12 protein-coding genes are annotated in these 14881 nt (G+C 33.6%); 4 read left to right on the top strand and 8 right to left on the bottom strand.

Annotated features, from left to right (window positions below; all coding sequences use genetic code 11):
- Window positions 1-80 precede the first annotated feature (80 nt).
- Together lipB and parE are read left to right on the top strand one after the other, a co-directional pair.
- On the top strand, window positions 81-818 hold the full coding sequence (lipB, locus tag ACFILD_RS02170) for a lipoyl(octanoyl) transferase LipB (protein WP_375660573.1): 738 nt from the start codon (window positions 81-83) through the stop codon (window positions 816-818).
- A gap of 81 nt (window positions 819-899) precedes the next feature.
- Entirely contained in the window at window positions 900-2966 is a 2067-nt protein-coding gene (gene parE, locus ACFILD_RS02175; protein ID WP_375654498.1) for a DNA topoisomerase IV subunit B, read from the top strand.
- Window positions 2967-2983: 17 nt separating this feature from the next.
- On the opposite strand, the gene recJ is transcribed toward parE, so the two are convergent.
- Complete coding sequence (recJ, locus tag ACFILD_RS02180) at window positions 2984-4768, bottom strand: single-stranded-DNA-specific exonuclease RecJ (protein ID WP_375631293.1); 1785 nt, start codon at window positions 4766-4768, stop codon at window positions 2984-2986.
- 296 nt (window positions 4769-5064) lie between these two features.
- Here recJ and rplM point away from each other — a divergent pair, with 296 nt between their 5' ends.
- A complete protein-coding gene (rplM, locus tag ACFILD_RS02185) occupies window positions 5065-5529 on the top strand; it encodes a 50S ribosomal protein L13 (protein ID WP_015856544.1) in 465 nt (154 codons plus the stop codon).
- 2 nt (window positions 5530-5531) lie between these two features.
- Window positions 5532-6017 (top strand): 30S ribosomal protein S9, encoded by a 486-nt coding sequence (gene rpsI / locus ACFILD_RS02190; RefSeq protein ID WP_015856545.1) that lies wholly within the window; start codon window positions 5532-5534, stop codon window positions 6015-6017.
- Between the two features lie 311 nt (window positions 6018-6328).
- On the opposite strand, the gene ACFILD_RS02195 is transcribed toward rpsI, so the two are convergent.
- The 7 genes from ACFILD_RS02195 to ACFILD_RS02225 all read right to left on the bottom strand — a co-directional run bounded on the left by ACFILD_RS02195 (window position 6329) and on the right by ACFILD_RS02225 (window position 14577).
- Window positions 6329-6694 carry a response regulator gene (locus ACFILD_RS02195; protein ID WP_005773308.1) on the bottom strand — a complete coding sequence of 122 codons (366 nt, stop codon included), beginning with the start codon at window positions 6692-6694 and terminating at the stop codon, window positions 6329-6331.
- Between the two features lie 539 nt (window positions 6695-7233).
- The gene (locus tag ACFILD_RS02200) at window positions 7234-7593 is read right to left on the bottom strand and encodes a hypothetical protein (protein ID WP_273791584.1); all 360 of its coding nucleotides are present in this window, start codon (window positions 7591-7593) and stop codon (window positions 7234-7236) included.
- Window positions 7594-8579: 986 nt separating this feature from the next.
- A complete protein-coding gene (locus ACFILD_RS02205; protein WP_375631292.1) occupies window positions 8580-8939 on the bottom strand; it encodes a hypothetical protein in 360 nt (119 codons plus the stop codon).
- Between the two features lie 3048 nt (window positions 8940-11987).
- A complete protein-coding gene (locus ACFILD_RS02210; protein WP_273791430.1) occupies window positions 11988-12776 on the bottom strand; it encodes an ABC-2 family transporter protein in 789 nt (262 codons plus the stop codon).
- Window positions 12760-13044, bottom strand: coding sequence for a hypothetical protein (locus ACFILD_RS02215; protein WP_375660072.1), 285 nt, complete (start codon window positions 13042-13044; stop codon window positions 12760-12762). The genes ACFILD_RS02210 and ACFILD_RS02215 overlap by 17 nt, the downstream gene beginning before the upstream one ends.
- Window positions 13045-13052: 8 nt before the next feature.
- A complete protein-coding gene (locus ACFILD_RS02220; protein ID WP_375660071.1) occupies window positions 13053-13583 on the bottom strand; it encodes an ABC-2 family transporter protein in 531 nt (176 codons plus the stop codon).
- On the bottom strand, window positions 13558-14577 hold the full coding sequence (locus tag ACFILD_RS02225; RefSeq protein WP_375660070.1) for an ATP-binding cassette domain-containing protein: 1020 nt from the start codon (window positions 14575-14577) through the stop codon (window positions 13558-13560). The genes ACFILD_RS02220 and ACFILD_RS02225 overlap by 26 nt, the downstream gene beginning before the upstream one ends.
- Window positions 14578-14881: the final 304 nt, after the last annotated feature.

Here is a 14881-nt window from a genome sequence, read left to right on the forward strand (position 1 = left end):
ATTCAACAATTCTATACCTTACTCTGTAATCACTTTTATTGATTACAATATAAACTCAAACATCAAGATAAGTATTACCAATGACATTTGAATTGAAACATACGGATCGTAATCACTTATCACATCATTTTAATGCAATTCTAGGAAATCCACCCGTTGAATGGAAGATAAGTGATCATCTAGTTGAGTATCCTGAAGCTCTGCGTTATATGCAAGAACGTGTAGAAAAAATTCTTGCAAAAACCGCGCATGAACAAGTTTGGCTTCTTGAACACCCTTCCCTTTATACAGCGGGGACGAGTGCAAATAAAAAAGATCTTTTGGCGCCTAATTTATTCCCTGTTTATGAAGCAGGACGTGGAGGTGAATTTACATATCACGGTCCAGGACAGCGTATTGCTTATATCATGCTTGATCTTAAACGCCGAAAACAAGACATTCGTGCTTTCATTAGTGCATTAGAAGAATGGATCATACAGATGCTTGCAAACTTTAATATTAAAGGCGAACGCAGAGAAGATCGCGTTGGTGTCTGGGTTAAACAATCTCATTGCCCATCAAAACAAAATGATCTTTCTTCCGAAGATAAAATTGCAGCTATTGGCATTCGAGTGCGAAAATGGATAAGTTTTCATGGAGTTTCTATCAATGTTAATCCTAATTTAGCCCATTATTCAGGAATTGTTCCTTGTGGAATTACAAACCACGGTGTAACGAGCTTTCTTGATCTAGGTTGCCCTGTAGCAATGCATGATATTGATATTGCTCTCAAACACGCTTTTGAACAAATTTTTGGTCCAACAATTGATGTTTTCTAAGTGCATTGATTTTTAAATAAAAAACAGGCATAAAATTATTTTAATAAATATTTTATTTTATGAGGTAGATAGTTAAACGCTATGAGCGATAACAAAAAGGATCTTTTTAGTGTTTTAAATAAAGCCCAATCTCGGGTAAATACAAAAGAAAACACTCTGCAGCCTCCAATGAAATCAAAAGCGATGATTTCAAGAAAAAGTGCAAAAGATACGCAAGAAGATGACTATAATGCCCTCTCTATTCGAGTTCTTGAGGGTTTAGAGCCCGTGCGTTTACGCCCTGGAATGTATATTGGTGGAACAGACAGTAAAGCGCTTCATCATTTATTTGCCGAAATTATTGATAACGCGATGGATGAAGCTGTTGCGGGTTATGCAGATTCTATTGAGGTCTCATTAGATAGGAACGGTTATATAACCGTTACAGATAATGGACGCGGTATTCCTGTCGAAAATCATCCTCAAATGCCTGAGAAATCTACTCTTGAAGTTATTATGACACAACTCCACTCTGGGGGAAAATTTGATGGAAAGGCTTATCAAACTGCAGGTGGACTTCATGGAGTAGGAATTTCTGTCGTCAATGCTCTTTCTGATGATATGGAAGTTGAAGTTGCACGAGAACGAAAACTGTACCGCCAACGTTTCTCACGCGGTATTCCTCAATCTGGATTGGAAGATCTGGGAGATGTTTATAATCGTCGTGGTACGCGCGTTCGTTTTCATCCTGATCATGAAATTTTTGGTGAAAAAGCAGCTTTTGATCCAGAAAAAATCTATAAGATGACATGCTCCAAAGCCTATCTTTTTGGTGGCGTAAAAATTCGCTGGACTTGTGATCCCGTCATACTTGAAGGCGTAAAAAATATTCCTGAAAAAGCTGTTTTTCATTTTCCCAATGGGCTTAAAGACTATTTACTTGCGTCACTAAAAGATGAATATCGAGTAACGTCAGAAATTTTTTCTGGCAAAACACAACACAATAATGGCCATGGCTCCGTTGAATGGGCTATCGCTTGGCATGGTGGTGATTCTTGTGTGCAATCTTACTGCAATACGATTCCTACAGGAGAAGGCGGAACGCACGAAATAGGATTACGTCAAGCTCTTTTGCGTGGATTAAAATCCTACGCTGAGTTAATAGGAAACAAGCGCGCAGCGATTATTACGTCTGACGATATTATGATTTCAACAGCCGCAATACTTTCAGTCTTTATCAGTAACCCTGAATTTGTTGGACAAACAAAAGATCGATTAGCAACCATTGAAGCACAGCGTATCGTTGAGAATGCAATCCGCGATCCTTTTGATCATTGGTTAGCAAATTCCCCGCAAGAAGCAACAAAACTTCTCGATTGGGTTATTGAACGTGCTGAAGAACGTGTTAGACGACGCCAAGATAGAGAAATAAGTCGAAAAACTGCTGTCCGCAAATTACGTCTGCCCGGTAAACTTGCAGATTGTAGCCAGAACCATGCTGTGGGTGCTGAACTATTCATTGTTGAAGGGGATTCTGCAGGAGGATCTGCTAAACAAGCAAGAAATAGAGCAAACCAAGCAATTTTACCTCTTCGTGGTAAAATCTTAAATGTCGCCAGTGCTGCACATGAAAAAATGAACTCAAGCCAAACAATTAGCGATCTTATCCTTGCTCTTGGATGTGGAACACGCTCCAAGTATCGTGAAAAAGATCTCAGATATGAACGTATTATCATCATGACAGATGCTGATGTTGATGGTGCTCATATTGCGTCACTGCTCATTACCTTCTTCTTTCAAGAAATGCCTGACCTTATTCATCAGGGACATTTATATCTCGCCGTCCCTCCCCTTTATAGAATATCGCAAGGAGGAAAAGTTGCTTATGCTCGTGACGACATTCATAAGGATGAATTGCTCAAAACTGAATTTACTGGAAAAGCTAAAATAGAAATCGGGCGTTTTAAAGGGCTGGGTGAAATGCGCGCAGAACAACTTAAAGAAACGACTATGCATCCTCAAAAACGTACATTGCTTCGTGTTTCTATTGATGCCGTGGAAATGCAAGAAACGAAAAAGACTGTAGAAAGTCTCATGGGAACAAAACCAGAAGCACGATTTCGTTTCATACAAGAAAATTCTACGTTTGCTTCTAATCTAGACATCTAATGTAAAAAATATCCCTTTCAAACCACTGCGGCTGCGTCAATCACGCGCAGCTGCGGATTGATCGTTCCATTCCAATAATTCAAACTAAGATGACCAGCTAAATGAATCATTTCACCAATATTTTCAAAAAGAAAATCACCAAGCGATGTCCCTACAGCACGAAAAGCTATTCCTTGCAGTTTTTTTCCTTCAACATTAGATACAATGAGGCGAAGATGTCCTTTACCAACTTCAGATAGATTCACCAGTCGATGAGAGGGAAGAACAAAAACAGGTGTTGCATTCCCTGCCCCAAATGGCCCTGCTTTTTCAAGCAATTCAAACAGCGCTTCATTAACACCAGAAGCAGAAAGAGAACCATCTATACTAAGAGATTTTTTTGCACGCAACTGTGAAACCATTAAAGAAACTTTTTCTTCTAGCCATTTTCGAAAAATTTCAATTTTTGTTGATTGAATTGTAATTCCTGCTGCCATACTATGTCCCCCTCCTTTTTCTAATAAATTTAATGTAACAGCTTCACGAACGAGTGCTCCTAAATCTATACCATTAATTGAGCGTCCCGACCCTACGCCATTTCCATCTTCTTTCAAAGCAATAGCAAAAACAGGACAAAAAAAACGCTCTTTGAGACGGGAAGCAAGAATACCAATAATTCCCGGATGCCATTCTTTATGTGAAATTACAAGCGATAATGGTATTTCTTGATCTTGATAAAGAGAAGTAATGTAAGATTCCGCTTGTGCTAATTGAATGTTCTCCATTTCTTGGCGTTCTTGATTAAGCCGATCTAATTGTTCTGCTATTCTGTCCGCTTCATCTTTATTCTCACAGCTAAGTAAACGTGCTCCCAAAGCTTGATCACCAATGCGCCCTCCTGCATTAATTCTAGGACCTAACAAAAAACCTAAGTGAAAACTATTAAGCGGCTCCCCTATTCGTGCAACCTTTGTTAAAGCTGTTATTCCTAGATTATGCATAGAACGAGCAACTTGAAGCCCTTTTATCACAAAAGCACGGTTAACCCCCTGTAATGGAACGACATCACATATGGTTGCCAATGCAACAAGATCAAGCATACTTAAAAGATCAGGCAGCTGCCCTTGGAATTGTTTTTTCCGCAGCAAATGATGAACCCAAGCTAACGTAACAAAAACAACGCCAGCTGCACATAAATGCCCCTGTTTAGAAAAATCATCAGGGCGATTAGGATTGACAAGAGCAACGGCTTCTTGATGAATCTCTGACATTTGATGATGATCTAAAATCACAACATCAGCACCAGCAAGCCTCGCTGCTTTTACGGCATCAGGACTGTTTGCGCCACAATCAACAGTGATAATTAACCGAGCGCCTTCTTGCACAAGCATCCTCATTGCTTGTTCATTAGGACCATAGCCTTCAACAATACGATCAGGAATATAAATTTTGACTTCAATACCAAAATAACGAAAAAAACGCGCTATGAGTGCCGATGAACAAGCACCATCAACATCATAATCACCAAAAACAGCAACCTGTTCTTGATTGAGAAGAGCCTTAACAATACGCTCTGCAGCGCATTGCATATCCCTAAAACTTTCTGGATCAGGCATAAGCGTACGTAATGTTGGATTAATAAAAGCAACAGCCTCAGCTTCATCCACATCTCTTGCTGAAAGTACTCGAGCTAACTGATCTGGAAAGCCAAATTTTTGAGAAATAGCGCGCGCATTATTTATCCCTTGAACATCAAGGGCATCTAACCAAGCTTGACCACAAGCAGAAGATTCAACATTGAGAAAATAACGAGACCACTGCATTATTTCTTATTTTATAATGAAGAACAATAAAATACAATCATGCGTTAAAGATAAAATAGTTTTTTGCAACATTCATTTTAAGTTTAAATGGTCTACAAACTTCTTTTAATGGGGTATTATAATACCTTTCTAATAACATGTTGTTTTATAAAGTTTTTATTTTCTCTTGACGTCAATCAAAAGACATTATATCAGAGCAGGTAGTATGCGTTAAATATTTCGCTATGGTAACAATTTTCAACGCAAAACAGTAAAAATTCCCTTATATTAAAAGGGTTCTAATAAAGGATACTTCTATGGCAACTTTTTCACAAAAGCCAACTGAAGTGGTGAAAAAATGGGTTATTATTGACGCAGAAAACCTTGTTTTGGGTCGTCTTGCCACATTTGTTGCTAACCGCTTACGTGGCAAACATAAAGCTACATTTACTCCACATGTTGATGATGGTGACAATGTTATTGTCATTAATGCAGATAAAATAGCTCTCACTGGCAAAAAATATACGGATAAAAAATATTATTGGCATACCGGCTATATTGGTGGAATCAAACAACGTACAGCACGTCAACTTCTTGAGGGACGTTTTCCCGAACGCGTTATTGAAAAAGCAGTAGAGCGCATGATTCCTCGAGGGCCTCTTGGTCGCCGTCAATTGAAGAATCTACGTGTTTACGCTGGAAGCCAACATCCACATGAAGCACAACAGCCTGAATCTCTTGACGTTGGTGCTTTAAACCGCAAAAACAAAAGGATTGCTTGATTATGGCTGAAATTAATTCTCTTTCTGAGCTTAGCATAGTAACAAGTATTACAGAAACACATGAAAATGTTGTTCCTGTCCACGTGCAAAAGCTTGATTCACAAGGACGTGCTTATGCAACAGGAAAGCGTAAAGACGCTGTTGCACGCGTATGGATTAAACCAGGTTCTGGAAAAATCACAATCAACAATAAGGAATTTGACAAATATTTCGCTCGTCCTGTTCTTAGAATGATTCTTCGTCAACCAATTGTTGCAACAAATAGGGATACCCAGTTTGATATTATTGCAACCGTTGCAGGCGGTGGTCTTTCCGGACAAGCCGGTGCAGTGCGCCATGGCATTTCCAAAGCTTTAACCTATTATGAACCAGAACTTCGCTCAATCTTGAAAAAAGGTGGTTTTCTTACCCGTGATAGCCGCGTTGTTGAACGTAAAAAATACGGTAAAGCAAAAGCACGTCGTTCTTTCCAATTCTCAAAGCGTTAATTTCAATTTTTGTACAATGCATAAAGCCTCGGACAAAACCGAGGCTTTTTCCCCTACTAAAACAGACTTTTAGATGAATGTAGGAACAAATCTATACCGATTAGAAAAAACAAAAATGCAAAACAACCTCCTCTCTTAAGATAAAAGGCAAGAAAATAAACCGAAAAATCTCGAAACTTCAGTTTCAATTTTTAAAATCTGTTTTACTAACTTGAATATATCCACGTGCTAAAGCAGAAAAATATTTGCACGAAAACTTTAGCAATTTTATAAGCTTTTCAATATTTTTTTCTATCATCACTTAACAAGCTTTAGTCCACAAAATGTTTTACCATTGTGATAAAATGAGGAACAGAAATAGGCTTTGACATATATTCTTCACATCCACTGGCACGAATTCGCTCCTCATCGCCTTTCATAGCAAAAGCTGTTACAGCAACAACAGGGATTGATCGAAGTTCTTCATCTTCTTTTAATTGTTTAATAACATCTATTCCAGAGACCTCTGGCAACTGGATATCCACAAGGATAAGAGATGGCATTGATGAACGCGCCAAATCTAATGCCATAAGACCATTACGCGTTTCAACAGTTTCATAACCACTCGCTTCTACAAGATCACGGAATAACTTCATATTAAGCTCATTATCTTCCACGATCATGACTTTTTTTGACATTCGTATAACTCCACCCTTCTCAAATAAAATAGAGAAATAGAAATGAATCCACATTCTCTTTGCTTAAGATAAAATGATAAAATGAATTGTAAACCACAAAGAGATTAAAAGATTCCAATAAAAGCATTTTTTACAAATATTTGTAAGACGCATCGCTATACTTATTCAGTTCATCAGTATAAAATCCACAATAACCATAAGTATTGTATTACCCTATATTTTTGAGTGAATACGCACCGTTTATGAATATCTCAATTCCAGCATATGCATTTTCATCATAGAAAAAATATCAAATACAAACTTAGCTCAAATGCGTATTTTGAAGAGAAAAAATTTAATTAACTTTAAAAAGCAGCTGATTATTTAAATTTAATGTCCCCTATACTGCCATCCCCCAACAATATCTTAATGATATTAAAGGATAAATTTACCATATTATTAAAAGTAAAAAATAAATAAACCGTGATTAAACATCACGGTTTATTTAATATAAAATATTCAACAACAGAATAATTCAAAGTTCATCAAGGAATTATCTTTTAATTCAAAGCCCATGCACTATAAGCAAAAGCATCGAATGCTCTTCCACCTGTCTCTCTGTTAGGACTCGGCGGTTTTCTAGTAAAGAAATATACAAGATATGCGATTAAACCAAAAATCGCTGCCTCCATCCCCATTAAACCCGCGACTTTTTGGACATTTTTCTCAGCCCCTTGTCCTCCAAACTGGCTAATAATCATATCAACAGCTTTAATAACTCTATTTTCCTGTGTCATTACAGAAATGAAACCAGCATTTTGAAATCTATCATTTAAAGAATCAGCATTGGCTCCTAAAACCTGTGAAAAGAAAATAGCTACTGCAACAAAACATACTATACAATGCTTGAATATTTTCATCATAAACACCTATTACAATATTTAATAAAATAAATTTTCTTTACCGCCCCCTCTAAATAGAAAACATTACATCATCTATCGATAAAGTATATTTATCTTCTAATAACAAAAAATATAATACAAAATTTAATTAACAGTTTTATTTTAATTGTTAATTTTATATTATATTACATTTACAATATATCCGTTACATGTTTATTTTAATATTGTCAATTATTTTATTCGTGTTTTAATAATGTATAATTTAATGGCAAAAATGTATTAAAATAAAATTATTTTATTGTTTTTATTATAATTTTATATTTATTATCATAAATATTATTAGATATTATAACATAAAAATATCAATATATTGTTTTTTTAGTTACACGTAATGTTTTTTATTTTTTGTATAATATAGTAAGATAAATATTTTTAAAATTTACAAAAAACAAAAAAATATTTTATTGAAATATTCTGTTAAAATAATTTTTTCTTAGTATAGATTGAGAAGAAATAGTTTTCCCAGCAAAAATTAGCGTAAGTATCAACTTAGCTCTTTGATTGAAAAAGCTAAATTAAGTAAGATAAGGGATAACTTTGGTGAACGCGCCAAATCTAATGCCATAAGGCCATTACACATTTCAAAGATTTCACAGCCATTCGTTTCTACAAGAACGTGGAATAATTTTAATAAAGTTCATTGTCTTTCAAGATTCTAACTTTCTAACATTAATATAATTCTACGACTTAGAGAAATAGAAATAAATACACATTCTTTCTAACCAAGATAAAATGATTAAAAATTTTAAACCTCAAAAAGACTATATTATGTACAATAAAGTATTTCTGTAATAATATTAAAAAAAGAGTACAGCCTAAAAACTTAAAGCTTAATGGGCATATTAATAAATATAAAAATAGCTAAACCGTGATTAGAAATCACGGTTTATTAATTATAAAAGATTCAAAAACAGAATAATTTAAAATTCATCAAATCAACATTTTTAATTAAGAGCCCATGCACTTCGAGTAAAAGCAGTGAATGCTTTTTCACCTGCGCTTTTTCTAGGATCCGGTGGCTTTCTAGTAAAGAAATATACAAGAAATGCGATTAAACCAAAAATCGCTGGCTCCATTCCTATCAAACCAGCCACCTTTTGGACATCTTTTTCTCTGCTTTGTTCTGAAAATTGACTAATAATCTCCTTAACAGATTTAATAACTCTATTCTCTTGTTTCATTACAGAAATAAAATCAGCGTTTTGAGATCTACCATTTAAAGAATCGGCATTGGCTCCTAAAACTTGTGAAAAGAAAATAGCGACTGCAACAACACATGATATACAATGCTTAAATATTCTCATTATAATAACCTATTACAATATTTAATAAAACCTTACTCTCTAAACAGAAAACATCACATCATCTACCGATGATTCATATTTTCCTACTGAGAAGAGAATGATAATATAATACAAAAATAGTTATCATTTTGTATTATATTTTTATTCTTTCCATATTTAATTTGTTTTGTCAATTATTCTATTTTTGTTTTTAAGCTGACTGATTAGATGATAAAATTTTATTACAATAATATGATTATATTATTGTTTAAATTGTATTTTTTCTTCAAAACGATTGATTTTTTTAATCACAACATTTTTAAATCACAACATAAAAAAAATATTACTAAATTGTCTTTTTTATTACACATAATGGATTTTTTATATTGGTAGCATACAGTAAGCTAATTTTTTTCTTATTGTATGTTGAGAGGCAATAGCTAACCGAGTAAAAATTTAGCGTAAACAAAAATTTCGCTCTTTGATTAGAAAAGCTAAACGAGATAAGATAAGAGATAATATTGATGAAATCGCCAACTTTAATCCATAAAGCCATTAAACATTTCAACGATTTTACGACAATTCGTTTCTACAGAATCGCAGAATAACTTCAGTTTAAGCTCATTATCTTCCACGATCATTACTTTTTGATATTAATAGTGCTCCACCCATTCAAAATAAAATAGAGAAATAGATAATGAATACAAATTCTCTCTCTAACCAAGGTTAAAAAGATAAAAAATGTAAACTATAAAGAAACAAAACAACACCTAATAAAAGCATTTTTGCAAATATTTGTAATGCTCAGCATTATGTTTTTCAGTTTATCAAAATGAACTCCACAATAATCGTAAAATTATATTATTCTATATTTTTGAATTGATATGTAAAATTCATAGGTATCTAATGAATACCAATAAACTCACAAGTATTTTCATCGTAGTAAAGCTATCAATCACAAAAATTAATTCAAATACACATTTTGAAGAGAAAAAACTTACGTAACTTTGATATGCATAGATTTTTTTATCTGTAAGCAATCGGTAGTTTATATACCCAATTAAAAATTTATTCTTGTGATCTTATATTGTCTCAAACGCTTTTGTTATACATCAATACGAGCGATGCAATAACAAATCAAAATAGAACTTACTTATGTAATTTTAAACAAAACTTTAAAATGGACCACACATGTTGTTAATGCATTGTTAAATGCAAAAACAATCACAAAACTGGAAAATAAAAAACTCATTATAAATGCTAATAACTTAACAGAATTTATTTTTTTGCTTTATATAATTTTTCAAAAAATTTGGTAAGAAAATATGAGTGATACGCGAAAAAGTTCTCAATCTTTTCAATCTCTATATCAAAAATCACATTATTTTCATCACTGATAATCAAAAACATATGATCGTTATCAGTTATTTTACAACATCAAATTAAAGCATTATTTTTGTTTATTGAAAAAGAAGCTGTCTGGATTTCTCTTTATTTTTTTGGACAAATTTAAAAACATAACTTTATTAATAACATATCTCATAATCTCTATAGAAAGATACTTAAATAAAGAATACTATAAAAAATAAAATGAATATTATTGATGATTTTTTATAATATCAGTTTTAATATGCGCTTTAGAAGCATAATATAATTTAAATAAATTTATTAATAATATTAATAGTACTTAAAGTATCTATAACACTTAAAATTTATGAACTAAAATATATAGAATTATAAATAATATACCATTAAAAGATATTCTAACAATATTTCTTAGACATATTTTTCATTAACATATCTACAAAATTATTATGATTTTAGAGATATATTGCAGATATTCTATAAATTACCGTACACAATTATAAAAATGATGCACAACTCTAAAAACTCCCTACTAGAGCACCATTTATAGTGCTGCCTACTGCCTTCTCTTAGTGTAGCCCCCTCCGCACAGCAGCAGCTACGATTAACAGGAACTATACCATCTATTTTCTATTGCAACTGCACCCGCTATACTTACGATTCCTCCAAGCACAGCACCTCCAACTGTCCCAACAGGCGCCACTATCATTACTCCTGTTTGTCCTGTAGATTTTATTGTATCCCAATAATAACCCGAAGGACGGCATGAATTACCTGAAGCACTTGATGAGCTTGAACTCTCCTTTTTCTTTTATAGAAAAACGCATCATATCGATACAATTAGATTAGATTATTACGCGTTTTAGACAATTGTCAAACCTAATTTTAAATTAAAATAAAATAAAAACACCGTACAAACAATAATATTCGCAAATACTATTAAAATATAACACATTATATTTTTCTTTCTCTTAACAAAATCATAACTCAAAATGAGTTTGCATAAGAAAAATTAAGAACCTTCTCTTGATTTACTCGCACAACAAAGAAATATATTTATTACGTTATTGAAATTAATCTTATTGCTATCGTTTTACAGCTACTTGACTTGGTGAATCCTTTTATTTTTCAAGCAATTATTGATGGAATTTTTCCTACTCAGCATGCTGAAAATCTCTATGTGATCGTTATCTTGATAATTGCTATCATGTTGTTTAGCACAACTCTTAGCTTTCTATCGGGCAACTTAAAAGCTTTATTCTATCAATTTTCTTATTGTTTAAGCAAAAAACTCATCCACGTAATAATATATTGAATGCACCAACAAAATCCGCACGAATAACCACATTCTACGCATATAAAAATTACCCACTTTGACAATTTTTTAGCACTATAACCGAAAAAGAACACATCTGGCTCGTATTATGAATGATACTAAATTGTATGCCATCTTACCATTGGCTTTTGTCATCAAGCTGCCATCTAAAATCGAACAGTTTAAACCTCTGATTTCTATTTCACGCTCCTTGCCAGTAACTGTGGGAATGCGGCCTATATTATTGTTCAATCTTATCTAACAATAAAAAAATCCTCATGTGAAAATTCTACATGCCTTATATCGCCAGAATAAATAACGATAATTTATGGTACAATAGAATTATTCACTCAATTTTTTTTATTTTTATAATCATGCTGACTTTCATCTCATCCCCCTAATCCATTAAATTTACGCATTGTTTTCTTATAACTTATGAAAGTCATGACCATGGAAAGAAAAGCGCTCAACAGAAGATATCCAATATTCCATTCGCCTTTACCAAGCAACAATGACACAGGCAAGGAAGCAGAAAAAGCCATGGGAAGCATAAACAAAAGCCATTTTACGATGCTTAAAGGATAAATTCCTATTGGCACAAATGAAAGCTCGTAAATCATTTCATGAAAATATTCGACAGGCATCTTACGGCTAATAATAAATGTTACAAAATTAAACATCATGAAAAAACAAATATTGACAATAAAAACACAAAATATTGCAACAATAAAAGAGATCCATCTTAGCTTAAGATCGGATATATTCGGTAATGATACAAATAAATAGGCACTAACATAAAGAACAAAGAGCTTGATCAGATTAAGAGGTTTACACCAACCAAACAACATCAACAACCAGATTGAAACGGGCTTTATCAAGTATGGTTCAATTTTACCATCCGCTACTTTTTCAAAAAACGTTTCAATAGAATTAGTAAAAATATTCAAAAATATTCCAAGTAAAACAAAGACAACAAAGATAAAATGGATTTCATCTCTGCTATAGTTACCGATCTTTCCTGAAAAAGAAGATATTCTATCAATAAATATGAATTGAATAAAATAATAGCATAGAGAAAGAATAAACTCCCCAGCCAAATTCTTACCATAAACAATCTGTCGGCGGATATTCAAACTGATAAAATGAAGGATTATTTTCATCTCAACCACCCGCTCCATTATATGCTTTCATCCCTTTATTCCAAGCAATATAAATTAAGAATAAAAAACACAAAATATAAGTAAAACTTCCGAAAATAAACTGCTGAAACAACGCTAAATTTTGCGTCGCGAAAAACTCGGCAGGAGCTGATATCATGAAACGATAAGGATTAAATTGCATAAGCGGAATAAGCCACACCGGCCAAAAAGATGGTGGTAAAAGAACACCACCAAGAAGCGTTGAACTGAGAATACTGAAAGAGAGTAATATATTGTACTCAATCACCCAAAAGCTTAATAGGGCAATTCCAAAAGAGAGTAAAAAACAAAGCAATTGTGATAGAATAACAACCAGAAAAAGAACAGAAAAGCGATAACCAATCCCAGAATATTTTCATAGGATAAAACAAGCTTAACAACAAAAAGAGCCAATAACGGGATGCTATATAATACACTCTCCCCTAAAAAAGTAAAAAGCATTTGTGTCATATAACTAAAGGGCTTTGTAAGATATACTTCTAATTGACCTTCTTTAACATGATGAGAGAAAAACTTAATCACATTATAACCATTATTTAAGCGACCTAGGACTAAAGCAAAAGCATAATAATACATCATATCATAAAAGCTAAAGCCATTGATGGTGTTGCCCGTATCAGAGAAAAGTGCATTCCATAATAGAAGTTGAATAACAAATGGCGAAAGTGTCCCAATGATAATATCGGTAAAAAACATTGCTCTATCACTTAGAACAGTGAGTAATCCATTCTTGGCAAAAAGAAACATACCAAAGCAGTGGTTAGATAAATTCTTTAAATTTAACACGGAGCATCTCTTCAAGCGAGGGAGTGGATACAGAGAACGTACAGTTCAATTCGGTTGTAATTTCGCGTACAAAACGCGCAAAATCCTCACGGGGCAGCGAAACCTCCAGCGAGCATTCTTCAGCGTTAAAGTGCTTATCTTTTAAAGGAGTAGATAATTTCAACGCAATCTCATCAATTTTTTCTACAACAGCTGAAGGTGCAGCCATGTGTTCACAAAAAAGTGTCATTCTCACCAAAGAAGGAATGACATTTTTAAGCGCATGAAGATTACCATGAAACTGTTTCTTTCCTTTATGCAAAAGAATAATATCATCGACGTATCCATCAATATCTCCCATATCATGACTTGTAATGATATACCCAGTGCCACACTCCTTTTTCAGTTTTTTAAGAAGCTCCCTGATTTCATGCTTAGATGTAATATCAAGACCAATACTTGGCTCATCGAGAAACAACAGTTTAGGTCTAAAGGAGAGATTAAATGCCAATTCACTTTTCACTCTCTCACCCAGACTAAGCATCCGCACTAGCTTATCCATAATATGCTCAAGACCCAGCAACTCAGCGATCTCTTTAAGATCACGGGTAAAAGAGGAGCGTTCAAGACCATATAATGGTTGAACCATATCCAGACTGTAGCGTAAGGGCAAATCCCACCATAAACAATTCTTGTGACCAAAGACCACACCCAAAGACTTGAACAGATTTTTCTTCGCTTTATAAGGATCAACACCAAGGACTTTAACACATCCCTCATCAGCGTATTGTATACCAGAAAGTATTTTAATCAGTGTCGATTTACCCGCTCCGTTAGGGCCAAGAATTGCTAACGATTGCCCTGAAAAGAGGGTGAAACTCATATCTTTTAACACATGATGATTTGTATAAACCGGCTTGAAGAGAGAAAACACCTTGTTTTTAAAACCAATTCCTCTGTCAATGTTGCGATATATTTTTGAGACGTTATTAACGTCAATCAATAATGATCCCATCAGTCACTCCTAATTTCAATTTATCCCCCTTTTGAATGTTCCCATAATAAATATCTGTTTTGTTCACTAGAAAAAACAAAAGTGTTCAAGCCCTCCCTAGAACAATAAAACGCGCCTGACGTTTTATCTCCAATTTTTTGTCTAGATATTTTTTCAATGTGATGAGTTCACTTCAATGAAGCATTAAGATACTAAAAACTTATTTCTTCTTTTATGAAAGATAGTCTTCTGGATAAACTAAGTAAGTAGAAAAAATTGCTCATTGAAAGGAGAACTTTGCTAAGAAGGCTTCATTGTGTAAGCA

The sequence above is a fragment of the Bartonella sp. CL162QHHD genome, from assembly GCF_042195435.1.
Classification (GTDB): domain Bacteria; phylum Pseudomonadota; class Alphaproteobacteria; order Rhizobiales; family Rhizobiaceae; genus Bartonella.